Annotated in this window: 21 protein-coding genes; 8 read left to right on the top strand and 13 right to left on the bottom strand. The window is 62.0% G+C overall.

What is annotated here, in order from left to right:
• Window positions 1–9: 9 nt before the first annotated feature.
• From ACYU7Q_RS15660 to ACYU7Q_RS15645, 4 genes are all read right to left on the bottom strand, one after another.
• Window positions 10–894 (bottom strand): transketolase, encoded by an 885-nt coding sequence (locus ACYU7Q_RS15660; RefSeq protein ID WP_460610378.1) that lies wholly within the window; start codon window positions 892–894, stop codon window positions 10–12.
• 108 nt (window positions 895–1,002) lie between these two features.
• The gene (gene bcp / locus ACYU7Q_RS15655) at window positions 1,003–1,452 is read right to left on the bottom strand and encodes a peroxiredoxin (protein ID WP_460610377.1); all 450 of its coding nucleotides are present in this window, start codon (window positions 1,450–1,452) and stop codon (window positions 1,003–1,005) included.
• 415 nt (window positions 1,453–1,867) lie between these two features.
• Complete coding sequence (locus ACYU7Q_RS15650) at window positions 1,868–3,850, bottom strand: M23 family metallopeptidase (protein ID WP_460610376.1); 1,983 nt, start codon at window positions 3,848–3,850, stop codon at window positions 1,868–1,870.
• Between the two features lie 169 nt (window positions 3,851–4,019).
• A complete protein-coding gene (locus ACYU7Q_RS15645; protein WP_460610375.1) occupies window positions 4,020–4,634 on the bottom strand; it encodes a fumarylacetoacetate hydrolase family protein in 615 nt (204 codons plus the stop codon).
• Window positions 4,635–4,846: 212 nt separating this feature from the next.
• Between ACYU7Q_RS15645 and ACYU7Q_RS15640 the strand changes: the two genes are divergently transcribed.
• Both ACYU7Q_RS15640 and ACYU7Q_RS15635 read left to right on the top strand, forming a co-directional pair.
• Complete coding sequence (locus tag ACYU7Q_RS15640; RefSeq protein WP_460610374.1) at window positions 4,847–5,641, top strand: M48 family metallopeptidase; 795 nt, start codon at window positions 4,847–4,849, stop codon at window positions 5,639–5,641.
• A gap of 83 nt (window positions 5,642–5,724) precedes the next feature.
• Complete coding sequence (locus tag ACYU7Q_RS15635) at window positions 5,725–6,315, top strand: hypothetical protein (protein ID WP_460610373.1); 591 nt, start codon at window positions 5,725–5,727, stop codon at window positions 6,313–6,315.
• A 222-nt stretch (window positions 6,316–6,537) separates the two neighbouring features.
• Here the strand turns inward: ACYU7Q_RS15635 and ACYU7Q_RS15630 are convergent, their stop codons facing one another.
• Window positions 6,538–7,929, bottom strand: a complete 1,392-nt coding sequence (locus ACYU7Q_RS15630) for a UDP-N-acetylmuramate--L-alanine ligase (RefSeq protein WP_460610372.1) — start codon at window positions 7,927–7,929, stop codon at window positions 6,538–6,540.
• Window positions 7,930–8,325: 396 nt separating this feature from the next.
• Between ACYU7Q_RS15630 and dnaB the strand changes: the two genes are divergently transcribed.
• Window positions 8,326–9,861 (top strand): replicative DNA helicase, encoded by a 1,536-nt coding sequence (gene dnaB / locus ACYU7Q_RS15625; protein WP_460610565.1) that lies wholly within the window; start codon window positions 8,326–8,328, stop codon window positions 9,859–9,861.
• 81 nt (window positions 9,862–9,942) lie between these two features.
• Window positions 9,943–10,713, top strand: coding sequence for a sulfite exporter TauE/SafE family protein (locus ACYU7Q_RS15620; protein WP_460610371.1), 771 nt, complete (start codon window positions 9,943–9,945; stop codon window positions 10,711–10,713).
• Between the two features lie 102 nt (window positions 10,714–10,815).
• Here ACYU7Q_RS15620 and ACYU7Q_RS15615 read toward each other — a convergent pair whose 3' ends face one another.
• From ACYU7Q_RS15615 to ACYU7Q_RS15605, 3 genes are all read right to left on the bottom strand, one after another.
• A complete protein-coding gene (locus ACYU7Q_RS15615; RefSeq protein ID WP_460610370.1) occupies window positions 10,816–12,075 on the bottom strand; it encodes a PepSY-associated TM helix domain-containing protein in 1,260 nt (419 codons plus the stop codon).
• Window positions 12,076–12,134: 59 nt separating this feature from the next.
• Window positions 12,135–14,594, bottom strand: a complete 2,460-nt coding sequence (locus tag ACYU7Q_RS15610) for a TonB-dependent siderophore receptor (RefSeq protein ID WP_460610369.1) — start codon at window positions 14,592–14,594, stop codon at window positions 12,135–12,137.
• 292 nt (window positions 14,595–14,886) lie between these two features.
• Complete coding sequence (locus ACYU7Q_RS15605; protein ID WP_460610368.1) at window positions 14,887–15,939, bottom strand: LLM class flavin-dependent oxidoreductase; 1,053 nt, start codon at window positions 15,937–15,939, stop codon at window positions 14,887–14,889.
• 134 nt (window positions 15,940–16,073) lie between these two features.
• Between ACYU7Q_RS15605 and ACYU7Q_RS15600 the strand changes: the two genes are divergently transcribed.
• Complete coding sequence (locus ACYU7Q_RS15600; protein WP_460610367.1) at window positions 16,074–16,784, top strand: dienelactone hydrolase family protein; 711 nt, start codon at window positions 16,074–16,076, stop codon at window positions 16,782–16,784.
• 85 nt (window positions 16,785–16,869) lie between these two features.
• Here the strand turns inward: ACYU7Q_RS15600 and ACYU7Q_RS15595 are convergent, their stop codons facing one another.
• Complete coding sequence (locus tag ACYU7Q_RS15595; protein WP_460610366.1) at window positions 16,870–17,907, bottom strand: bile acid:sodium symporter family protein; 1,038 nt, start codon at window positions 17,905–17,907, stop codon at window positions 16,870–16,872.
• Between the two features lie 134 nt (window positions 17,908–18,041).
• Window positions 18,042–18,545, bottom strand: coding sequence for a hypothetical protein (locus ACYU7Q_RS15590; protein WP_460610365.1), 504 nt, complete (start codon window positions 18,543–18,545; stop codon window positions 18,042–18,044).
• Between the two features lie 189 nt (window positions 18,546–18,734).
• Here ACYU7Q_RS15590 and ACYU7Q_RS15585 point away from each other — a divergent pair, with 189 nt between their 5' ends.
• Complete coding sequence (locus tag ACYU7Q_RS15585) at window positions 18,735–19,778, top strand: SDR family NAD(P)-dependent oxidoreductase (protein ID WP_460610364.1); 1,044 nt, start codon at window positions 18,735–18,737, stop codon at window positions 19,776–19,778.
• Between the two features lie 133 nt (window positions 19,779–19,911).
• On the opposite strand, the gene mutM is transcribed toward ACYU7Q_RS15585, so the two are convergent.
• The 3 genes from mutM to ACYU7Q_RS15570 all read right to left on the bottom strand — a co-directional run bounded on the left by mutM (window position 19,912) and on the right by ACYU7Q_RS15570 (window position 22,969).
• A complete protein-coding gene (gene mutM, locus ACYU7Q_RS15580) occupies window positions 19,912–20,778 on the bottom strand; it encodes an Fpg/Nei family DNA glycosylase (protein ID WP_460610363.1) in 867 nt (288 codons plus the stop codon).
• A 180-nt stretch (window positions 20,779–20,958) separates the two neighbouring features.
• A complete protein-coding gene (locus ACYU7Q_RS15575) occupies window positions 20,959–21,873 on the bottom strand; it encodes a PhzF family phenazine biosynthesis protein (RefSeq protein WP_460610362.1) in 915 nt (304 codons plus the stop codon).
• 130 nt (window positions 21,874–22,003) lie between these two features.
• Entirely contained in the window at window positions 22,004–22,969 is a 966-nt protein-coding gene (locus ACYU7Q_RS15570) for a M48 family metalloprotease (RefSeq protein WP_460610361.1), read from the bottom strand.
• A gap of 376 nt (window positions 22,970–23,345) precedes the next feature.
• Here ACYU7Q_RS15570 and ACYU7Q_RS15565 point away from each other — a divergent pair, with 376 nt between their 5' ends.
• Together ACYU7Q_RS15565 and ACYU7Q_RS15560 are read left to right on the top strand one after the other, a co-directional pair.
• Window positions 23,346–23,810 (top strand): hypothetical protein, encoded by a 465-nt coding sequence (locus ACYU7Q_RS15565; RefSeq protein WP_460610360.1) that lies wholly within the window; start codon window positions 23,346–23,348, stop codon window positions 23,808–23,810.
• Window positions 23,811–23,855: 45 nt separating this feature from the next.
• The gene (locus ACYU7Q_RS15560; protein ID WP_460610359.1) at window positions 23,856–24,371 is read left to right on the top strand and encodes an MOSC domain-containing protein; all 516 of its coding nucleotides are present in this window, start codon (window positions 23,856–23,858) and stop codon (window positions 24,369–24,371) included.
• Window positions 24,372–24,537: the final 166 nt, after the last annotated feature.

Here is a 24,537-nt window from a genome sequence, read left to right as displayed (position 1 = left end):
AGCCGCGACCTAATAGTCGCCTTCGGTCCCGGTTTTCAGCTCGTCGAGGGCGGTAGCCAGCTGGGCATCGTTTGGTGCCACGCCGTGCCACTTGTGGCCGTCCATCATGAAATCGACGCCGAAGCCCATTTTCGTGTCCATCACGAACATCACGGGCTTGGCTTTGCCGGTGGCAGCCACGCAGTTTTCAAGGCTGGGGATGAGGGATTCGAAATGGTTGCCGTCGCCTTCGATGACGTGCCAGCCGAAGGCTTTGAACTTCGCAGCCACGTCGCCGAGGCCACCGATTTCGTCGGTCGAGCCGTCAATCTGCTGGCCGTTGCGGTCCACGATGGCCACGAGGTTGTCGATTTTGTGGTGGCTGGCGTAGAGGGCGGCCTCCCAGTTCTGGCCTTCTTCGAGCTCGCCGTCGCCCATGAGCACGAACACGCGCTGCTTGTCGCCGTTCATCTTTTTGGCCTGGGCCGCGCCGCAGGCCACGCTCAGGCCCTGGCCCAAGGAGCCCGAAGCCACGCGGATGCCCGGCAGGCCTTCGTGGGTGGTGGGGTGGCCCTGCAGGCGCGAGTTGAGCTTGCGGAACGTGCTGAGCTCGCTAACGGGGAAGTAGCCCGAGCGGGCCAGCACCGAGTACCAGGTGGCCGAAATGTGGCCGTTGGACAGGAAGAAAATGTCCTGGTCCTTGCCGTCCATGTCGAAGGGCTCGGGGTGGTGCTTCATCACCTTGAAGAAGAGAGCCACAAACAAATCGGTGCAGCCGAGCGAGCCGCCGGGGTGGCCCGAGTTCACGGCGTGCACCATGCGCACGATGTCGCGGCGCACCTGGGTGGCAATTTCCTTGAGCTCTTCGTTCGTCTTTTCGGGTTTTTCGACGGTCTTGGCGGTGGTGTCGGTCATGGGTCGGGAATAGTTGGGTTCGGTGGGTAAAGGTAAGCGAAGCAAAATAGCCAATCAACACAATCGATTGACTATGTCCTATTCGCTGGAAAAGGCATTTTCAGCCCTTTATTTTAGCAATTGGGCGGCGTGCTCCTTGGTATCGACTTTCTTGATGATTTTTTCAATCAGGCCGTTTTCGTCAATCAGGAAAGTGGTGCGGACGGTGCCCATGTAGGTCTTGCCGTAGTTTTTCTTTTCCTGCCACACGCCGTAGGCCTGCACAATGGTCTTATCGGTATCGACGAGCAGCGGGAAGGGCAGGTCGTACTTGAGGGCGAATTTCTTGTGAGCCGCCTCTCCGTCGATGCTCACGCCGATGACCTTGATGTTGTGGGCGTGGAGCTCCTCCTGGTGGTCGCGCAGGTTGCAGGCCTGGGCGGTGCAGCCGGGGGTGTCGTCCTTGGGATAAAAGTAGAGGGCGACTTTCTGGCCGCGCAGCTCATGCAGGCTGACGGTGTTGCCGTCCTGGTCCTGGGCGGTGAAATCGGGGGCGGGTTGGCCGGGTTCGAGGGACATAAGAAGAGTGTTTGTGAAGAATTACGGCAAGTATTTAGCCCATTGGTAACCTGAAAAAGCCATGCCGATTAGCACAGCTAACATCAAGACCCAGACACCACCCCTGCGAGCCCATAAATACCGCACCTCTACCGGCCTTCCATGGTTGAGCATTTGCCAATTACTATCGGTGTAGGAGTTGACAATTCGGCAAATAAAAAAATACAATACCAAGGACAGCAGCAGGGAAGCAGCTCCGGTTTCTCGAGAAACGGCAAGGAGCTTAAATAGCAAAAAAAGAATTATTACGGAGCAGAGATAGACGAAAAACGAGAAAAACAACTGCGTTCTTGCCCGCATGCCTGCACCCCTGACAATTCCATAGGACATGAAGATAAAAACCCGATTTATCATCGTCTTTACCATCTAGCAATAACTACAAGCTCAGCGGAATTACCCGTTCATTCCCCGCCTGGTCGGTCAGGCGCAGCTCGGCGGGGCCGTGCAGGCGCGGGCCCAGCGTGTCGGTGGACACGGTGAAGAGGGTCGCCTTTTTGTGCTCGAAGCGCAGCAGCCGGAATTTGCCGCCGATAAGCAGGCGGTAGCTGGCCAAGCCCGACATATCGTCGCCCACACTGAAAACCAGCTGCCCGCCGGCTCGTCCAACCAAGTTGCCACGCGGCGCGGTGGTATCGCGCAGAATGCGGTAGGAGGCAAACTGGCGGATGTTGGCGGTAATCTGGCCCTGGTCGTCCCACACACCGCCCAGGTAGGCCTTGCCGCCGCTGGCCGTGGCCGCGTAGATGGCGGTGCGGCGCGGGTCAGCCGGCGGGGCGGCGGGCTTGAGGGTGAGCACGGCCGTGTGGTAGAGCGGCAGCAGCGGCGAGCCCACCGTCCAGAAGCCGCTGCCGGTAGGCTCGGGCTTGTAGGCGGTGGCCAGGTAGATGTTGCCGAACAGCGTTTCCTTACCGAACATGACGTTGAGCTTGGCCGTGGCGTAGGTGGTTTCCTTGCCCGCCGGAATCATTACCTGGCGGTCGAATTTCTTGGTGATGCTGCCGAAGCGAATGGAATCGGGCAGGCCGGCGCGCAGGTCGTAGAGGTACACGTTTTCGCTGTTCTGCGTGTAGCTCGGGCGGATTTCGAGGCGGCGGTTGCCGCGCAGCAGCACCAGATTGGCCCCCACGGAGTCGGCGCTGGGGTCGGCCGATACGGCTTTGAGCAGGTTGCGCGTCACCTCGAAGCGCAGGGCCGGCTTCTTCACCGTGCCCGAGCGGGTCTTGAAGTATTCGGGCTGCTGGCCGCGCAGCACCAGGTGCAAGGGCGTCTGGTTGTTGTAGGAGTCGGCCAGGGTGATGTCGACGTTGTAGGTTTTGCCGGCCTCCACGGTCAGGCGGCCCTTGCCGGGGCTGGTGGTGGAGTACATCAGCAGGTCGTTGCCCTCGTCCACCCACAGCTTTTGCAGGGTGCGGCCCTGGGTGTTCTGGTACAGGAAATCGACGAAATTCCCCACCTGCCGGGTACCCGTGGGGAAGGGAATCGCGTCGATGTTGTGCTGATAAAACGGCTGCCCGTTCACCTTCACCACCACGCGCTGGATGCCGTTCTTGTTCCAGGCATTGTCAAACCTATCGAAGCCCTGCACCAGCAAGCCCACCGTGCCGAAGCAGCTGATGGTATCGGCCCAGGTGGTGGATACGCCCGGCCCCGGCTGCACCTTGGGCACAAACACGGCCTTGGCAAACACGTTCTTCACCCGCGCCTCAATGCCCAGCGGCTCCAGCGCGAAGGCCTGCAAAGTGGGCGCCACGTGGTCCTGAATCTCGGGGAAGCCGCCCCATTGCAGCGGGTTGTACTGCCGGTCCTGGGCATCGCGCACTTCCCAGTGCAGGTGCGGCCCGGCCGAGCCGCCGGTGTTGCCGCTCAGCGCCACCAGCTCGCCCTTCTTCACCGGAAACCGGTCCTTCTCGAAGAAGCATTCCAGCTCGTAGCTCTGCTTGTCGTACTGCCGGCGCAGCAGTTCCGTGGCAAACGCGCCCTTGAACTCATTCAAATGGCCATACACCGTGGTCAGGCCGTTCGGGTGCGTGATGTAGAGCACGTTGCCGTAGCCAAACGACGACTGCTTCAGGCGCGACACGTAGCCATCGGCGGCGGCGTACACGGGCTGGTTCACCCCGCCGCCGGTCTTAATGTCGAGGCCGCCGTGGAAGTGGTTGGGCCGCAGCTCACCCATGCTCCCGGCCAGGAAACCGGGCTTGCCCGGCGCAATCGGGAACATAAAATACCCCGGGGCCACGGTGGGCCGCCCGGCATTCAGCAGCTCGGTCAGGCTGTGGTCGTGGTCGGAAGAATCGGCCTCCTGCCCCCCTACCCGCCACGCCAGCAGCACCAAAAACACACTTACTATCAACCGCACAGTTAGCTTTCCCTTTTGCACAATAACGCTTCTTTTAATTCAGCTAATTCAGCTTGTTTTTCATAAATGGATGTAAAGACGCATCCTTGCGTCTCGGCGGTTGCGCCGTCTGCACGATTAGCGTTCAACGCCGGGACGCAGGAATGGGTCCCTACATCGTTCCTTATTTTTAACGAATCCCCAGCTCCAACAGCTTCTCCCCTTCCAGAAACCCTTCCAGCTGGTCGCCCATTTTCACCGGGCCCACGCCGGCGGGCGTGCCGGTGAAAATCAGGTCGCCCATTTTCAGGGAGATGTATTTCGAGACGAAGGCGATGATTTTGGCGAAGGGGTGCAGCATCAGGCCGGAATTGCCGGTCTGGCGGGTTTCGCCGTTCACTTCGAGGTGGAAGTTGATGTTGGCCAGGTTGGCAAACTCCGCCACGGGCTTGAAGGTGGGCGAAATCGGGGCCGAGCCGTCGAAGGCCTTGGCCAGCTCCCAGGGCAGGCCCTTCTTTTTGAGCTCGGCTTGCAGGTCGCGGGCCGTGAAGTCGATGCCCAGGCCAATGGCGTCGAAATACGTGTGGGCAAACGACTCGTCGATGTGGCGGCCGTTCTTGCTCACGCGCAGCACCAGCTCCAATTCGTGGTGAATGTCCTGCGAGAATTCGGGGATGAAAAACGGCTGGCCGCGCTGCAGCAGCGCCGTTTCGGGCTTCATGAAGATGACGGGTGCGGAGGGCACCTCGTTGTGCAGCTCGGCAATGTGGTCGGCGTAGTTGCGGCCGATGCAGATGATTTTCATGGCGACGGGAAAGGCGGGTCGTAGATATGTCAAAACTACGGCTCCCCGTTGGCTTACGGCAATCAGCCGGCACGTTTTTACGGCTCGCCAACCCGGCGCGGCCAAAACTTTACCCCGCCCTGCTGCCGTATAGTCCGCAACGGCAGCCCGCGATGTGGCCCAAAACACCGGGCCTCATTCCGGGCTGCCACCCATCTTTCTTTCTCGCTCCCATGCTTAGAAAACTCTCTCTCGTAGCCGGCCTGGCCCTGCTGGCCTCCTGTGCCACGGTGCCCATCACGGGCCGCAGCCAGCTCAACCTCGTCAGCGACAGCGAAGTGAACTCCCTGGCCGCGACGCAGTACCGCGACGTTATCGCCAAAGGCCCGCTCTCCACCAACCCCGAGCAGATTGCCCAGACGCGGCGCGTGGGCCAGCGCATTCAGCAGGCCGTGGAAACCTACTTCCGCCAGCAAAACGCGTCCGACCAGCTGGCCGGCTACCAGTGGGAATTCAACGTGATTAACGACAAGCAGGAGAATGCCTGGTGCATGCCCGGCGGCAAAGTGGCCGTGTACACCGGCATCCTGCCCATCACGCAGGACGATAATGGCCTGGCCGTGGTGTTGGGCCACGAAATAGCCCACGCCGTGGCCAAGCACGGCTCCGAGCGCATGAGCCAGGGCCTGCTCCAGCAGCTGGGCGGCCAGGCGCTGTCGGTGGCGCTGGCCAACAATGCGCCGGCCACGCAGCAAATTGCCTTACAGGCCTTTGGGGTAGGCTCGCAAGTGGGCCTGCTGAAATACGGCCGCAACCAGGAATCGGAAGCCGACCACCTGGGCCTGATTTTTATGGCCATGGCCGGCTACAATCCGGACGGAGCCGTAGCGTTCTGGCAGCGCATGGAAGCCCGCTCGGGGGCCGCCTCGCCGCCCGAATTCCTCTCCACCCACCCCTCCAACGGCACCCGCATCGCGGATATTCAGCGCGAACTGCCCGAAGCCCGTAAGTACTACAAACCCCGCTAGAACGCTGCACTTAATTAGCAATGCGGAATGAAGAATTACCATTCGAATAATTCTTCATTCCGCATTCTTCATTCCTCATTTTTATGAATCTTATTCCGCGTTTGCTTGGGCTGGGCCTGTTGAGCATTCTGGTGATGCTGCTGGCCATGTCGTGCGAAAGCACGAAGCCGGCCGAGTTTGGTAGCCCCAACCGCATCAAGGGCGAAGTAATTGCCAAGCCGGAAAGCCGGCAAATTGTGCATTTCACCGACAGCTCCACGGAATACACCACCCCGCGCAGCGAGCTGGCCAAGGCTTTCATCAAACAGTTCGCCGACGGCACCGTTATCGACAAAATTCAGGTGCGCAAAGCCCCCGCCGGCCCCGATGAGCCCGTAACGTATTACCTCATTGGCATGGGCCTGCGCAACGGCATGTTCCGGGCCATGGCCCTACCCCTCACTGCTGGCGGCGACAACACCTACTACCTGCGCCCCACCGCCGAGCGCTACACCATCACCGGCCAGGGGTGCCCCATGTGCTTCTTCAATTTTGAAAACGGCCGCATCGTGGGCTCCACCTGCGGCGAGAAAGTAGGCGGCAGCACCTGCGACCTGAAAGTGGACACCAACAACACCCTCTTCTCCTCGGCTCCTGTCTCCTCGGTTCCTGCCTCCTCGGCTCCTGCAAAATGAACACGCGCAACAAATGGCTGCTTCGTGCCGCGCTCACGGCGCTGGCACTGCTCATCACCACCGATAAAAAACGGCCTGCTACGCCCCCAACACCAAAAAAGCCCGCTGAATAGCGGGCTTTTTTATGCAATCTTGTCATTCCGACGCAGGACGAATCTGAGTAATCCAGTTGTTTAACCGACTTGGCCCAGATTCCTCCCGCGTCGGAATGGCAACTCCGGCTTATTCCGTGATTTCAGCCGCCAAGCCATTCAAATCCAGCCCGTCAAACGTGCCGGAAGACATGAGCAGCAGGTTGGCATTGGTCCAGGGCTGGCTTCTTAAAAACGCGGCCAGTTCGGCGCTATCGGTAATGACTTTGATGTCAGGCCGCTGGAAAGCCTCGGCTACGGTGGCGGCGGCCAGCGGCGGCAGGCGCTTGTGCTCCAATACGTGCGGGTTGAAGTAGACCACCGCCACATCCGGCGCATCGAAGCAGTGCGCGTACTGCGGCAAGAAGGCCGGATTAAGGCTGCTAAACGTATGCAGCTCCAGGCAAGCTACCAAGCGGCGCTGCGGAAACTGCTTTTTTAGGGCCGTGGCCGTGGCTTTGAGCTTGCTGGGCGCGTGCGCAAAATCCTTGTAGACCACCGAGGTAGCGCCTTCGCGCACCAGCTCCAGCCGCCGCGCCGCGCCGGGGAACGTAGCCACCGCCCGGAAGAAATCCTTCCCTTTAATGCCCAGCTGCTTGCACACCTCTTTGGCCGCCGAGATGTTGCGCAGGTTGTGCTCACCAAACACCTGCACGGGCACCTCCTCATCCTTTTTGGTGATGAGGAACGTGCGGCCGTCGCGGATGACGTGCTCGTGCGGGCCGTAGCCGATGTAGGTCACATCGGGGTTGGTGGGCACGCTCACGAGCTGCACCTGCTCATCGTCGCGGTCGTAGATGAGCACGCCGGCCTTGGGCGTCATGTCGGCGAAGATGCGGAACTGCTCGCGGTATATTTCCTCGGTCGGAAACACGTTGATATGGTCCCAGCTGATGCCCGAAATCACGCCGATGTGGTGCTGGTAGAGGTGAAACTTGGGCCGCCGGTCCACCGGCGATGACAGGTATTCGTCGCCCTCGATGATGATAATGGGCGCATCATCGGTCAGTTGCACCATCAAATCGAAGCCCGCCAGCTGCGCGCCCACGGCGTAATCGAACTTGCGATTATGGAACCGCAGCACGTGCAGAATGCAGGCCGTAATGCTGGTTTTGCCGTGCGAGCCGCCGATGACGATGCGCTGCTTGTCGCGGCTGGCCTCGTAGATGTACTCGGGAAAGGAGTAGATTTTCAGGCCCAGCTCCTGGGCGCGGAGCAGCTCGGGGTTGTCGGGCCGGGCGTGCATGCCCACGATAACGGCCGACAAATCGGGCGTGATGCGGGCCGCGTCCCAACCCTCCTGGGCGGGCAGCAGGCCGGCGGCAGCAAGACGGCCTTTGGCGGGCTCAAAGATTTCGTCGTCGGAGCCCGTGACGCGGGCGCCGCGGCGGTGCAGGGCCAGCGCCAGGTTGTGCATGATGCTGCCGCCCACCGCGATGAGGTGAATGGCTTCCGGTTGGATAGGATTGGGGGAGGATTCCAAATCAGGGTTGTCGTTAGTTGTCAGCTGCTCGTTGTCTGTTGTTAGTCAGGGTCTGGCGGCGAATAATATTCGCGGGCGACCAGTGCCGACGCACAAAACCACCACTGCCAACGAGCCCCTGACTATCAGAAAGCAAGGGCGCGAAAGTACAAAGGTCCGGCCGCCGCCGCCATTCCCGGCCCGAAAGAATCGGGGGCGCGGCCTAATCTTTTCCGAACCGTCGGGGTTAACTTTGTGTATATCGTGGCCGGCTCGGTTTTATTTCCCGGGCCGGCCTCGTTGTCCCCGCTATTTCGTTACCTTAGCTAGCCACTTTCCCCTATGCCCGACCAGATGGACGACCGCCTGAAACAATCCGCTGCTCGTGCCAAGGCAGCCTGGACGAATCGGGGCGGTATGGTGGTCCCCCAGAATGCCAGTGCGGCCGGCAAGCTGCCGCCCCAGGCCCCCGAGCTCGAAATGGCCGTGCTCGGCGCCCTGATGCTGGAAAAAGATGCCCTCACCTCGGTGATTGACCTGCTCAAGCCCGAGAGTTTTTATAAGGACGCGCACCAGCGCATCTACAAGGCCGTTATCCGGCTGTTTGATAAATCGGAGCCCATTGACCAGCTCACCGTGGTGCACGAGCTGCGCGAGATGGGCGAGCTCGAAGCCGCCGGCGGCCCCTTCTACGTGGCCAACCTCACGCTGAAAGTAAACTCGGCGGCCAACGTCGAATACCACGCCCGCATCATCACCGAAACCGCCATCAAGCGCGAGTTGATTCGGATTTCGAGCGAAATCCAGCGCGATGCCTTCGAGGATACCACCGACGTATTTAAGCTGCTGGATGATACCGAATCGGCCCTGTTCGAGGTGTCGGAATCGAACATCCGCAAGAACTTCGACGACATGCGGAGCCTGATGGGCAAGGCCATCAAGGAGCTGGAGGAAAAGAAAAACCAATCGGACGGCCTGACGGGTGTGCCCACCGGCTTCTCGGCCCTGGACCGCGTCACGAGCGGCTGGCAACCCTCTGACCTGGTGATTATTGCAGCACGCCCCGGCATGGGCAAAACCGCTTTCGTAGTATCGGCCATGCGCAACGCGGCGGTCGATTTCAAGAAAGCGGTAGCCATTTTCTCGCTGGAAATGTCCTCGCTGCAGCTCGTCAACCGTCTGATTTCGGCTGAGGCGGAGCTGGATTCCGAGAAAATCAAAAAAGGCAGCCTCGCCGACCACGAGTGGCAGCAGCTCAACCACAAAATCACGGCCCTCTCGGCCGCGCCGATTTACATCGATGATACGCCCGGCCTGAGCATCCGCGAGCTGCGCACCAAGTGCCGCCGCCTGCGCTCGCAGAAGGACGTGCAGATGATTATCGTCGACTACCTGCAGCTGATGAGCGGCAACACCGACGGCCGCGGCGGCAACCGCGAGCAGGAAATTGCCAGCATCTCGCGGGCCCTCAAGGGCATTGCTAAGGAGTTGAACGTGCCCGTGCTGGCCCTGTCGCAGCTTTCGCGCTCGGTAGAAACGCGAGGCGGCGACAAAAAGCCGCAACTGAGTGACCTGCGTGAATCGGGCTCCATCGAGCAGGATGCCGACATGGTAATCTTCCTCTACCGCCCCGAGTACTACGGCCTCGACCAGGATGCCGAAGGCAACTCGACGCAGGGCGTGGGCGAAGTCATCATTGCCAAGCACCGGAACGGCTCGCTCGAAACCGTGCAGCTCAAGTTTATCGGCAAGTTTACCAAGTTTGCCGACCTCGACGGCATGGGCGGCGGCTTCGACCCCAGCGGCTACCAGCCCATGGGCCTGCCTGCCAGCAACTTCGACAACGAGCCCAGCCCCTTCGCGCCAACGACCATCCGCCTAGGCTCCAAGATTAACGAGTCGCCGGTGCCGTTCCCGAAGAGCAACAGCTTCGGCGAGGACCCGCCATTCTAAGGACTTGTCTGACAGAAAGCGCTTGTCATTGCCAATGGAACACAACGCTCCAGTAGCAATGACAGGCGCTACCTTCACGCTATGACGGTTGCGCTACTCCTACTGTGCTTTTTCGCCTTTCTGGCCGGTTTCATTGATGCCATGGTAGGTGGTGGCGGGCTGATTCAGTTGCCGGCGCTGCTGCTGTTGCTGCCCAACGTGCCCATTCCCACAGTACTGGGCACTGGCAAAGTGGCCAGCTTGGCGGGTACATCGGCCTCGGCGTTTCGCTATCTAAAAGGCCTCACGGGTGTGCCCATTCGCTGGCGCACGGTGGCGGTGGCGGCCGTGGTGGCAGGCTGCTTCGCGCTGCTGGGGGCCCGCGCCGTGAGCGGCCTCAACAAAGACCTGGTGAAGCCGCTGGTGCTGGCCCTGCTGGTGTTGATGGCCGCCTACACTTTCTGGCGCAAGGACTTTGGCAGCCTGCACGCGCCGCGTCTACGCGGTAGCCGCGAGCTATGGACGGGCGTAGTCCTGGGAGCCAGCATCGGGTTTTATGACGGCTTTTTCGGACCGGGCACGGGCAGCTTGCTGCTGTTTGCCTTCGTCGGGCTGTTTGGCTACGATTTTCTGGCGGCCTCGGCTTCGGCCAAAGTAGTGAACGTGGCCACCAACATTGCCGGGCTGGCCTACTTCGTCTCGACCGGGCAGGTGCTGTACCAAGTGGCGCTGCCCATGGCCCTGTGCAACGTGCTGGGCTCTGTGCTGGGAGCGCGGATGGCCATGCAGCGCGGCACGGGCTTCGTGCGGGTGCTGTTTCTGGTGGTAGTCAGCGTGTTCATTCTGAAGCTGGGCTGGGAAACACTGGCCTGAAAAACAAGTACCCCGAATTCCTAATTCGGCCCGCCTGAACGATGACGGTCCACCGGACCACCGAATTAGAAATTCAGGGTACTCGTGCTATAGCGTCCCGGCCTAAACGGCTTGGGCTTGCAGTTGAGGCTGCTTTTTGCGCTGCTTGCGCCGCCGGTTTAGCCACATGATGGTGCCGGTAATGGGGAAAGTGGCCCCCAGCAGGCCAATAACGAAAGCCAGAATTTTGGTAGGCAAGCCAAAGATGGTCCCCGTATGGACCGGCTTAAACAGGCCGCGAATGCGCTGGCCCGCAGGCCGCTGCGCATAAGTTTGGCTGCTGATAACCCGGCCGGAATACTGGTCGAGATACACTTCATCGGTCGCGTTTTCGGTGATAGCTCCGGGGCGCAGAATGGCTACGCGAACGCTGCCAGTAGGCTCTTTGGGCATTTGCACGGTATAGGATTCGGCATCCGGGGCTTGCTGGCGGGCCAGGGCCAACACGGCATCGGCCGCGAAGGGGGCCGTGCCCACCGCCGCCGGTGCGGCCGAGGTGGGCGGCTCGGGCCGTTTCAGGGGCGAGTGGGTGAGCTTGTTGATGCTTTCGCCCACCCAATCGAACGACATGCCCACGCCCGTGAGGGCCATGATGAACAGGAACACGGAAGCGTAAAAACCCAGCGAAATATGAAAATCGTGGTTTAGGCGCTTCCAGCCACTGCCCCACTTCACCTTTAGGCGCGGCGTGAGGGCTTTGCGGGCGGTGGGCCACCACAGCACCAGCCCCGTGCCGAGGATGAACAGAAACACCGTGGCATTCAGGCCCATCACCAGCTTGCCGGTTTTGCCAGCTACCAGGCCTCGGTGCAGCTTCTCCACGGTTTTGAAGAAATTGTCGCGTGGGTTCAGCTCGCCCGTGATGGCGGCCGTGTAAGGATTCACGAAGATGCGGGGGCCGCCGCCATCGCCTTTGCCGCCCTTGCCACCTTCCCCTTTGCCTGCTTTGCCGGGCGCTTCGCCGCGTTGGTCGCCGGACATCCGGCCAGCGCCTTTTTCCGAAGCCCTGCCGTGTTCGTCACCTTTGGCACCGGGGCCGCCGGACAGGCTTACTTCCACGGTGCGGGCGGGGTCAGCGTAGAGCTTAAAGCTGCCGATTTGGGCGTTGGGCTTGTGGGTTTTCACGGCTTCGGCCAGCTGCGCCAGCGGCAGGCGCGGCGTGGTGGCAGGGGCCACAAAGTAGCGCTCCCGGTGCCAGGTCTGCTCAATTTCCTGCTCGAAAGCGAGCACGCTGCCCGTGAGGCACACAAAGACGATAATGAGCCCGGTGGCCAGGCCCAGCCAGAGGTGAACAGTGCGGAAAGCAGATTTAACCGGGGTCATAAACGTGTGCAGAAAATTCGTTTTATAAAGCAATGGCGCCGGAGCACCGACGGAAATAACTACAGCTTGTAGGTGAGCGTGGCAGCGAAGTTGCGGGGCGCGATTGGGCTGATGCTGTTGTCATCGTGCACGTTATAGCTCAGCTCGTTGAGCAGGTTGGCCAGTTTCACGCGCACCGAGAACCGCTCGTAAGAATAGCCCAGCGAGGCATCGAAGAGCATGTAGTTGGGCAGGGCGATGAGCTTGAAGGCATCGGCGCCCGTGGCCCAAGGGCGGCCGGTGGTAGGGTCGACCAGGCGGTTGTTGCGGCCAGCCAGGCGGTCGCCTACGTAGTAGGCCGTCACACCGGCGTTCAGACCGCGCAGCGCGCTGTTGGCGAATACGTTGCCGAAGCTGTAGTATAGGCTGGCGTTGGCCGTGTGGGCGGGGTTGTAGCGCAGGCGGCTGCCGTCTTCGTAGATGTTGCTTTTGGTGTAGGCCGTCTGGTTGTAGCTGTAGCCAGCAATGAGGGAGATGCCGTTGATGGGGCGGCTCTGTACATCCACTTCCACGCCTTTGCTGGTGACCTGGCCGGCCAGTTCCATGGGGCTGGCGGTGGCGGCCGTGGTGTAGCGCGGGTCGGTGGGCAGCACGGCCTGGGCCTGGTTGCTGTTCACGATGCGGTAGGCCGTCACGTTGGCCGATAGGGCGCCTTTAAACAGCTCGTTTTTGATGCCGACTTCGTATTGGTCGATGAGTGAGGGAGCCAGTGATTTGCCCTGCAAGTCAATGCCCGTATTGGGCGCAAAGGAGTTGGCGTAGGAGGCAAAAAGCGAGGTCGTCTTGATGGGTTGGTACACCAGGCCCAGGCGCGGGGAAAAGGCGTTGTCGTAGCGGCGGTTTTCGACGTAGGTGTTGGCCGTTTTGGCCGCCACACTGGCGATGGTATTGTAGGTATACACGTCGCTGGGCGTTTCCTGGTAGCTCCAGCGCAGGCCGGCCAGCACCTTCACCTTATCAGAAAGGCTGAGCAAATCCTGGGCATAGAAACCGGCGCGGCGCGTGTTGCCCAAGGTCAGCGAGTTGCGCACCAGACTGTTGAAATCGGTGAGGCGCTCAGCCGGCTGCGCAATTACCTTGCTGGGGTCCAGGATGTTAATAACATCATAGGCTGTAACGGCGGTAGTGGGCCGCGTGGCCGAAGCCGGGTTGGTGTAGGCCAGCGTATTGCTATTATACTGGTCGGCATCGGCGCCCACCAGCAGCGTGTGGCCAATGCGGCCGGTGCGAAAATTGCCGGTCAGGTCCAGTTGGGCCAGGAAGTAGTTTTCGGCGGTTTCGGTGCGCTGCAGGCCACGCGTCCAGTTGCCGTAGGTAGCGCCCGGGGTGGCAATGATGCCGCTGGGGCGGGCGGCACTTTTCAGGGCGTTGTCGTAGCGCTGGAACGAGCCCACGGCCCGCACCTGCCAGGCACTGTTGAGGCGCGAGGTGAGCGTGGCGGTGGCGCTGGTCTGGTTGGTGGCATTGCTGGCCCCAGGCACGTTCAGGAAGCGGCTGCGCGAGTCCTGAATCTGATAGTCAATGGCCCCAATGCCGTAGTCCGGCGTGCGGTTGTCGCGCAGGTAGTCGCCTTCGATGATGAGGTCGGTTTTGGGCGTGAGGCGGAACAGCAGCGAGGGGTTCACATACACGCGGTTGCTGCTCACGCCGTCGCGGTAGCTGTCGCCGCGCTCGTAGGTGCCGTTCAGGCGGAAAGCCACCTTGTTGCTCTGGCCCACGGCCCCGTACACGTCAAACTGCGGCTTCACAAAGCCAAAGCTGCCAACCCGCAGCCCCACCGAGCCGCCGCGCTCAAACTGCGGCTTCTTGGTTACCAGGTTGAGCACGCCGCCGGCCGCCACGTTGCCGTAGAGGATGGCCGCGCTGCCCTTCAGCACCTCCATGCGCTCTAGGGAGCTTACTTCGGGGATGATGCCGTTGTTGAAACGGACGCCGTTTTTGAAGGTATTGGCGCTGGTGTAGGCAAAGCCGCGGCTGGCAATTTCTTCCTGCGTGCCGCCGGTGGTGCCCATCACGTACACGCCGGCCACGTTGGCCAGCACGTCGCTTAGGCGCAGGGCCTGCTGCTGCTCCAGCACCGGCCGTTCGATGGTGAGCGTAGCCTGTGGGTTGTCGAGGGGCGCGATGGGCATCTTGCCGATGGTAGGCATGCGCTGGTTCAGGCTTTTCGCGCCGGTCACGGTCACTTCCTGCAGCTCCTGCTCGCCCCGGGCCAGCGTGAAGACTGGCAGCGTGGCCGTTTGGCCGGGCTGCACCTCCACGGCCACTTCCTGGGCCTGGCAGCCCAGGCAGCTCACCATAATTGCCTGCCAACCGGCCGGCACCCGTAGCGTGAAGCGGCCATCGGCGGCGGTTACAGTGCCGCGCTCGCCGCCTTTGAGGCGGACCGATACCTGCTCGGCCGGCTGGCCGTCGGCCAGCAGCACGCGGCCCGTTACCGTGCCACTGTTATCGCTGCCGTGCTGCTTATAATGCCGCATCGGCATATTTTGAGCAAACCCAGTAGCAGGCAGCAGAGCAATAGAAAGCGACAGAAGCGGGGCGAAGTACCTCATGAGGTTATTTAGACAGATTCAAAATATGATGCAAAGGTGCGGTCTATTTAGAATCATTCCAAATAATATCTAGAGTCATTCTAAATAACTGACTCCTGAACTCTGCTTTCAGCATTGCATGTGTTCAGTAAAATCTTGTCAACCAAAAGTGTATCAACAAAAAACACCCGGCTAATGAGCCGGGTGTTTCACAACGGTAAGTCGATATCAAGGCTGGCTATGCCAGGGCGGCCGCCCGCTCTGATGTCACCGGCGCGGGTAATTCAAAGACTTCGGCCAGCAGTTCGTAGGAGCGCAGGCGGTCCTGGAAATCGGCGGTGATGGTTACCGCCGTGATTTCATCCACGGCGTAGTCGGCCGCCATTTGGGTGAACTGGGCGTGCACCTGCGCGGGAGTACCGCTCACCACGCGGTTGCGGTTGAAGGCGAGGTGGGCCTGGTCTTCGGCGGTGAACTGATGGTTGCGCACTTCCTCCGTCGAAGGAAAGGTGCGGAATTCGCCCCGGTTGAAGCGAATCAGTTGAATATCCATGGCTTTGCGCAGCTCTTCGGCCTTCTCTTCGGTATCGGCGCAGAAGGTGAACACGGCCACGTTGGCCAGCGGCGCGGCCAGCTCGCGGCTGGGCCGGAACCGCTCGCGGTACTGGCGCACGGCCGCCGGGCCGCCCGCCCCGTTGATGAACTGCGCGAAGGAAAAGGCCATGCCCAGGTGCGCGGCAAACAGGCCGCTCTGGCCGCTGGAGCTCAGCAGCCACAGCTCCGGCACGGTGGGGGTGGTGGGAATGGCCATCACCCGCTCGTGGATGGTGTCGGGCACTTTTTCGTCGCGCAGGTAGGCTTGCAGGTCCATGAGCTGCTCCACAAAATCCTGCTCGCTGAAGGTATTGTTGGGGTTGAGGGCGTGGGCGGTGAGGCGGTCGCCGCCGGGGGCGCGGCCCATGCCCAGGTCGATGCGGCCGGGAAACAGGTTTTCGAGCAGGCGGAAGTTTTCGGCCACTTTCAGGGCCGAGTAGTGGGGCAGCATCACGCCGCCCGAGCCCAGGCGCAGGTGCTGCGTCTGGCTGCCGAGGTGGGCAATGAGGACTTCGGGCGTGGAGCCGGCCAGCGTGTTGGTGTTATGGTGCTCGCTCACCCAGAAGCGGGTGTAACCGAGGCGGTCGGCGAGCTGGGCCAGCTGCACGGTTTCGAGCAGGGCCTCGCGGGGGGTGCTGCCGGGCCGAATGGGCGACTGGTCGAGGACGTTGAGGCGAATTCTGGGGGTGGCGTTCATAGCTGGGGATTGGAACAAGGTGCTTAACCGCTACCCGTCTCATACGGTTTGGAACGGCCCGCGGGCCGGGCTGGCGCGATGAACAATTGCCCGCTCAGTTGTTAAAGGCCGAACCACTCCCCCATTCCATTGATATGAGCGACCAGAACTTCGTTACTCTCCCCGTAGCCGATGGCACCGAAATGCGCGCCTACACGGCTTTCCCCAGCAATACCGGCCCCGTGCCCGGCATCATTCTATTGCAGGAAGCTTTCGGCGTGAACCACCACATCCGCAGCGTGGCCGACCGGCTGGCGGCGGCCGGCTACGCCGTGGTAGCCCCCGAACTGTTCCACCGCACGGCCGCGCCGGGCCTGGAAGTCGCCTATACCGACTTTGCCAGCGCCGCGCCGCACTTCCAGGGCATCACCGTGGAAGGACTGACGGCCGACTTGCAGGCGGCTCACGCCTGGCTCACAGCGCAGGCGCTGGTGCAGGCCGATAAAATTGGCAGCATCGGGTTCTGCCTGGGCGGCCGGGTGTCGTTTCTGGCCAATGCCGTGCTGCCGCTGGCGGCGGGCGTATCTTATTACGGTGGCGGCACCCAAATCCTGAAGGACCGCGCCTCGGCATTGCACGCCACACACCTTTTCTTCTGGGGCGGGCTCGATACGCACATCAAGAAAGAGTATATCGAGGAAGTGACTGAGGCGCTCGACGCAGCCCAAAAGCCTTACATCAACACCGTTATTTCCTATGCCGACCACGGCTTCAACTGCGACGAGCGGCCGAGCTACCACCCGGAGGCTGCCAAGGAAGCCTGGGCACTGACGCTGGCATTTTTTGCGGAGAAGCTCGGAGCGTAAGGTAACCCCGCCAGCGGGCGGGACCTCCCCGGCCCCTGTCTTTTGGAGAGGGGCCGGGGAGGGCCCGCGTGAGGTTGGAGAATAATTACGCTGCTACCCGCGAAGGCTCCGTCAGCACCTGCCGGCCCAGATACTGCGCCATGCTGCTGGCCAGGATAATCTGCAAGGCATGATAAAGCATCAGCGGCAGCAAAATCAGCCCCGTGGCGGCGCTGGCCGGAAACAACAGGCTGGCCATGACACTGCCGTGCACCAAAGACTTTTTCGAGCCGCAGAACACGGCCACCACCTGGTCGGCGCGGGGGAAACTCATGGCGCGGCTCAGCCCCCAGATGACGGCAAACGCTACCAGATAAAGCGCCACCATGCCCGCTCCCAGCTTGAAGATATCGGCCGGGCGGTAGCGGCTGAAAATACCGTCGGCGAAGGAATCGCAGAAGGCGGTGAAGACGATGAGCAGAATGGTGACCTGGTCGAAGATGCGCAGGCCGGCCTTGTGGCGGTCGGCGAAGGCGTGGAAGCGCGAATTGAGCAGCACCCCCGCTCCTACCGGCAGCACCACCTGCCACAGCAGCTGCACCCCGAGGCTCCAGAGCTGCCCGCCGCCCGTGCCGGTGTGCAAAAACAGGCTGCATAGCAGCGGCGTGAGCACGATGCCCAACAGGCTGGAAATACTGGCGTTGAAAATGGCCGCTGGCAGGTTGCCGCCCGCAATGCTCACCATCACCACCGACGTGGAAACCGTGCTGGGCAGCGCGCACAGAAAGAAGATGCTCTGCCAGAGCATCTCGCCGCCCTCGGCCCCGAAAAACGGCCGCACCAGCAGCGCCAGCGCCGGAAACAGCACGAACGTGCTGAGCTGCACCAGCATATGCAGCCGCCAGTTACGCATGCCCTCGCGCAGCTTTTCAAAGCTCAGCTTCAGGCCATAAAAGAAGAAAACCAGCGCCACGCCCACGGTGGTAATGCCGTGCCAGGGCACGGGGCTGGCCTTGCTGCCCAGGCTGGGCGCGAAGTAAGCCAGCGCCACCACGCCCAGTAGCGCCAGCAGAAACCAGTCGAACCCGGCGCGGGCGAGGAGGGCAACAAGACGGTTCGGGGCAGGTGGCGGGGCTGGAGTCATGGGCAGGGATACGCCGGGGGCGGCTGTTGTGATGCGGATGAGGCAACGAAAAAGCGTCAGACTACTGAGAGCCTGACGCTTTAGAAGTAGTAGGGCGAACCTGGTAGTTCGCGTTACTGATGTGCTGCTAATTACTACTCGCTGGGCACTCCGCTGCCCAGGCCGGGGGCGGCGTTGCCTTGCACGCCCTGCACGTTGGGCACTCCCATTTTCTCCTCGCGCTTGCGCTGGTATTTACCGAATTGGGCGGGGTTGAGCACGTCCTTGAGGGCCTCGAGGCGCGAGCGGCCGGCGCTTTCTACCACCCCGGCCAGCTTGCGGGGGTCGGATTTGTAGCGCAAACGTCCGGTTTCGACTTGTTCCACGGCCCGGCGATTGATGACGCGCACCTTTTCGGTTTGCTGGGGAGTGAGGCCCAGGTTCTGCTGCATATTGGTGGTGAGGGCGTTGGCTTTAGCGTCGACAACGGCATCGGGTGGTGATACCACGGGGGCCTCAACTGGCACGGTGGTTTTGGTTTTCACGCTGGGCTGGCCGGCGGGCTTCAGTTTGGTTTTGACGGTGGCCTGCGCGTGGGCGGCCGGAGCTGCCGACAACACGGCCAGGGCCAGCAGCGGCGAGAGCAACAAGAATTTCATAGAAAAGCGAAAAAGCAAAAAACAGCGCTCTGCAACATAGCGCTATGACGGAGTAAATATCGGCCAAAAGCCCGGCTCATTGCATGCCGAACGCCTTGCCAGGCATCTTTCGTGCCAGCGCACCCCGAAAATTCGGGCCTGCCTGACCACTGGTGCAACCTTTCGCGGCCATTTGCCATACTACTGAGCATGAAACACGCCAAACGCTCCAAATCCAACTGGCTGCTGGCCGCCAGCCTCGGCGCAGCCACCCTGGCCCTTACCCTATGGGGCAACCGGCGCGGCTCCTACAACCTGAGCCGCCGCGTGGTGCTCATCACCGGCGGCTCGCGCGGGCTGGGCCTCGTGCTGGCCCGCCAAGCCGTGGCCGAGGGCGCCCGTGTGGCCATCTGCGCCCGCGACGAAGCCGAGCTGGCCCGCGCCCGCCAGGACCTGCTCATGGCCGGCGCGGCCGAGGCCGACGTGCTCACCCTGGCCCGCGACATCACCAACGAGATGGAGGTGCGCACCATGGTGGCCGAAGTCGAAAGCCGCCTCGGGCCGGTCGACGTGCTCATCAACAACGCCGGCATCATCACCGCCGGCCCACTGGATAACCTGGACTCGCGCGATTTCGAGGACTCGATGGCCGTGCATTTCTGGGCTCCGCTGCACGCCATGCAGGCCGTGCTGCCCAGCATGCGGCGGCGCGGGGCAGGACGCATCGTGAATATTTCCTCGCTGGGCGGCAAGGTGGCGCTGCCCCATATGGCCCCGTACAGCGCCAGCAAATTTGCGTTGGTGGGCCTGTCCGAAGGCTTTCGGGCGGAATTGCGTCAGCACGGCATTTCGGTAACCACCGTATGCCCGGGCCTGCTACGCACCGGCAGCCCCGACCACGCCGAGTTCAAGGGCCAGCAGCAGAAGGAGTTTGCCTGGTTCAGCATTGCCGATTCGCTGCCCGGCTTCACGCTCAGCGCCGAGCAGGCCGGCCGCCAAATCTGGAACGCCTGCCGCCGCGGCGATGGCGAGGTGATACTCTCCCTCCCCGCCAAATTTCTGGCCGCCTTCCACGGCCTGCTGCCCGGCACCACTACCGACATCCTGAGCTGGATGAACCGCGCGCTGCCCGCCACCGGCGAAAGCGCCGCTGCCAACGTACGCCGCACCGGCTTCGAGAGCGAGTCGGACATCACCCGCTCGCCCCTCACGGCCCTCACCCGCAAAGCGGCTGCGAAGAACAACGAGTTGTAATAGCGCGAGTACCCCGAATTTTAATTTGGCCCGTTGAACGCTGTCGTTCCAGTAAGCCGAATTGAAAATTCGGGGTACTCGCTTTTACGGCGCATCTTGCGCCATGCATTTCCCCGTCGAGCTAGCCCTGGGCTCAGGCATCCTTATTATCACGAATATCAACGGCGGCATGCACTGAGGCTGGCGCGGGCTGACACTTGGGGCAGGTATAGGTGGCCCGGCCGCCGACGTAGTATTTGTCGATTTTTACCTTAGAGTGGCGCGGGCAGAAAGTATGTGCATCGGAGCCGGGCGTGGCCGAATCATCCCACTCGCGGGCGTGGATGAGGAAGGACTTGGGGAAATATTTGTAGTTGGCCTCGTGGTCGATGGCAGTATTGAGCACCAGCTGAATGGCGGCGTGCAGGGATTTGAACTCCTTCTCCGATAAAGAGGACCCCAGCCGCTCGGGGTTGATTTTGGCTTGAAACAACACCTCGTCCACAATCCAGTTGCCGAGACCGGCGGTGATGCCCTGGTCGAGCAGCAGTGGTTTCAGCAGCGTTTTGCGGCGGCTGAGTTTCTGCTGCAATTCGGCGGCGGTGATGGCGAGGGCATCGGGGCCGATTTTCTTGGCGGCCTGGTGGGCGGTGGCGCTATCGGCGAGGCGAATGCGGCCGAATTTGCGCGGGTCGATGAAAGCAAGGCGCAGACCGGAATCGTCCAGATGCAGGGCCACGCGAGTAAAGCGCGGGGCATCGGGCTCGTCGCGGTAGGCCCCCACGTCGCCGGTCATGCCGAAATGCAGGACGAGAACTTTGCCGTTATCGAGTTCCAGAAAGCAGTTTTTGCCCAGCCGCGAGGTGCCGCTGATGGTGCGGCCTACCAGGCCGGCGCGGAGTTGGTCTTCGGGTGTGGCCAGCACGTGAGCATCGTTCACCTGCACGGCGGCAATGGTCTGGCCCACGGCCAATTCGTCGATAAAGCGGCGGTAGGTTTCGACTTCGGGAAGTTCGGGCACTGTGTTGGGGAAATGTTTTTACTGTTGAAAAGACCGTCATGCAGAGCGCAGCGAAGCATCATGCCTGCTACCAGTAATTCCTTTTCTTCTGATTGGATTACTAACTGCGGGCAAGATGCTTCGCTGCGTTCTGCATGACGGTTTAACAGTCCAAACTGCAACCTAGTTGCACTCCCCCGCCTACAAATCCCCACGCAGTCCGCCTTCCAGCACCACCACGCCGGTGCCGCCAATCTGCACCGATTCAATCGCCTCGCGCGAACCGCCGATGCGAACCTGCACCGTGCCGGCGCGGCCCATGTCGTGGCCCTGCTCAGCAATGAACTCGGGCGAATTGAGGTAGCCGTGGTGCCAGAGGTAGGCCGCCATGCCGCCCGTGGCCGAGCCCGTGACGGGGTCTTCCGACACATCGGGCGGAGTGCCGAAGTGGCGGGCGAACGTGTGGCCTTCCGCAGTCGCGCCGCCCAGGCAAAATAGGTGCGGACTGAAAAAGTCGCTTTCGGCCCGGTAGCGGCCCAGGGCGGCAGCATCCGCTACGTGGGCCCGGCGCAGGGCAGCGTGGTCGCGCAGCAATATCATGAGTTGCGGCGTGCCGGTGCTCACCGTCTGGATGGGCGCGCCGGGCAGCAGGTCGTCGGGGGTGAGGCCGAAGAGTGGCAGTACGGTTTCCGGCGCGTGGGTGGCCCCAAAAACGGGCCGGCGCTGCGTCATCCAAATCATGGCCGGCGCGCCAGTCGCGCCCGACAGCACATCCACCCGAATGGGGCCGTGCAACAGGTGCAGCGTGAGCGTCAGGACTTCGCCGGAGGCGGGAAGCGCCACGCGGCCAGCGTGCAGCAGCGCCGTAACCGTGGCAATGGTGGGGTGCCCGGCCAGCGGAATTTCTTCGGCCGGCGTAAAGAAGCGCACCGTGAATTCGGTGCTGCCGGGTGCGGCACGGTTCACGAAAGCCGTTTCCGACTGGTTGAACTCACGGGCCAGGCGCTGGCGCAGGCCAGTGCCGAGGTTATCGGCATCGAGCACCACGGCGCAGGGGTTACCGCGCAGGGGCTCGGTGGTGAAAGCATCAATCAGCAGAAAAGGCAGCGAAGACATAAGCAATGAACTGGTGGGATAGGAAACCGGCCACGAAGGAACGACAGCCCATCAGAACCAGCCCTGCCAGCCCACAAAAAAGCCGGCCCGCGGACGTGCGAGCCGGCTTTTGATTGCTGTACATGCCGCTTTACATGGTATCGGTATCGTGCAGCTTGGCTACACGCTGGCCGGCCTTGTCGTACACATCGCCGCGGGCGGTGATGAACAGGCGGCGCTGCTGGCCGTCGGTGAGCACGTAAGGGAAGGTTTCGCTGGTAGTGCGGGTGACGCGGCCCACCACTTCGGCGTTGTCGTCGTCATCCACGCGCACCACTTTCAGGGCATTGGTAAGGTAGTAGCGTTGGCTGGGGTCGTTGCGGAAGGTGAGCTGGCCCACGAGACGCACGGCATCGCTGCTGTTCTGGCCCACCGCTACCATTTCGCCGGCATCATCGGTCGGCACGGAGGGATATTGGCGCACCTGGCGGGCAGGGGCTTTGCGGGTCGGCGGGGCCATGGGCGCGGCGGCAATCGCGGCCGGGGCCGCCGAAGGCGCGGCAGTGCGGGCACTGGCCACAATCTGACCGTTAGCACGCTGCCAGCCCTGGCTGATGGCCGTGAGGCGCGGCGTGCGGCCGGGGTGCGTGGCGGAGCCCTCATCATCGGCCACGGTGGCCATGGCGGCCTGGGCCTGGGCCAGGCTGGCCCCCAGCTTGCGCAGCACGAAGCCGGAAAATTCGTCGGCCTCCAGCTCGTCGGCAGGCTGCGAGCCGCCGGCGCGCAGGGTGTGGCCGTTGAGGTGGTGGCCCATTTCGTGGGCCAGAATGCTGATGCCGGCCCAGTCGGTGTGGCCGGCGCGGTTCACGGCGTTCAGAAAATCGGGGTTGTAGAGCAGGTAGCGCTGGCCGTCGTAGACCACGGCGGCGGCGTTGTCGACCTCCCGCGTGGCCCGCAGCTGGAAGCGGGCTTTGAGGCCCACGGCGTCGGTGATTTCGCGGATAACGTCGGTGGGCGCGGGAGCAGTTTGGGCCTGCGCGGGCGCAGCCAGGGCCAGCGGCAGCACGAGCAGCAGTGGAGCCGTCAGGCGGCTGATAAAACGGGGGAGGAAAGCCATATCGGGAAGGAGAAGGGAAATGACTGTTAATTCAAACCTAAAGGCAAGTGCAATGCCAGCTTTCAAGGCGGATAATCCGCTTTTATAGCCGGCCTCCAGGGGCCGAAGCAACGGTAAGGCCGGGGCTACAGCGCAATCTTAATCAAGCTAATAATCAAGCAACGGCAGCGCTTCCTTTTATTGCGTTGTCATTGCCCACAGCCCGCCCGTGAGCATGGGGGGCTGGCTGTTGAAATAACGATTTTGTCCTGTTGGCAGTTCATTAACTGAGAGTCGGGACCGGGCAAAAAGGGTTGCGTGATTCCGGCTGCGCAATGGCCTGGAGTAGCTTTGCGCCCCGGCCGTCGTAGCCCGACTAGTTTCCCATTTCGCATTGATGAACCAAGCCCATCTGCACCTTATTGTCAACCATGTGCCCATCGTGGGGAGCCTTTTTGCCGCCGTGCTGCTGGGAGTAGGCGTCCTGAAGCATAATCTCGACCTGACCAAAGCCGGCCTGGTGGCCGTGCTGGCCGCCGGCCTGCTGTGCCTGCCGGCCCAGCTCACGGGCGAGGGCGCGGCCGCCGTTGCCCAAAACCTACCCCGCGTAAGCCGCGCCCTCATCCACAACCACGAGGCCGCAGCGGAGCTGGGTTTTTGGGTGTTGGAAGCAGCGGCGGCGCTGGCGCTGTTTGGGTTGCTGTTGCTGAAAAGCGCTTCGCCCAAAGCCCGCTTAGTGGCTCTGCTGGCACTGGCGGCCACCGCGGTCAGCTTCGGCCTGTTGGCCCGGGCCGGCAACCTCGGCGGCCAGATTCGGCACACCGAAATCCGCGAGGGTTTTGGCACTGCCGATGAGTTGTAATTGATGAGTTGTAATTTTTCCTAACCCAAGCTCCTACCCTTTCGCATGCCCTTTCCCTTCTTTGGCGACGATAAATCGACTGTGGCGCGCCTGCTGGCCACCCTGCCCCAAACCGGCACGCTGGACTGGATTGGCCAGCGTCCGGTGCGCCGCGAGCCGCTCGTGGCGGTGCCCGAGGCAGAGCTGAAAACCGACTCCCACATGCTCGGCGACCACGCCCGGCCCAAAGCCGGCGGCAAGCGCCAGGTCACGCTTATTCAGCAGGAGCACCTGGCGGCGGTGGCCGGCTACCTGGGCCTCGATGCGCCGCTGGACCCGGCCCGCCTGCGCCGCAACCTGGTAGTGCGCGGCCTGAACCTGCTGGCCCTCAAAAACCGCCAGATTCGCATCGGCGAGGACGTGATTCTTGACATCACTGGTGAGTGCCACCCCTGCTCGCGCATGGAAGAAGAGCTGGGCCCCGGCGGCTACAACGCCATGCGCGGGCACGGCGGCCTCACGGCGCACATCGCGCAGGGCGGCATTATCCGGGTGGGCGACGTGGTGCGGGTGGTGAGTTGATTTTTATGAATATTTTCTTATTTTTAAGCGCGTTGCAGGCATCGGGCGAACGGCTCAGGCATACTTTGCCAACTTGTTTTCATCCGGGCACCGGGCCGAAATCGTATGTGGCGCCAACGGCAGCGCGGCCAGCCTGCTCCTGTTGGTTTTAACCCCTCCATTTTCT

It is taken from the genome of Hymenobacter terrigena (assembly GCF_054776515.1).
This window is presented reverse-complemented; position numbering and strand designations above follow the sequence as displayed.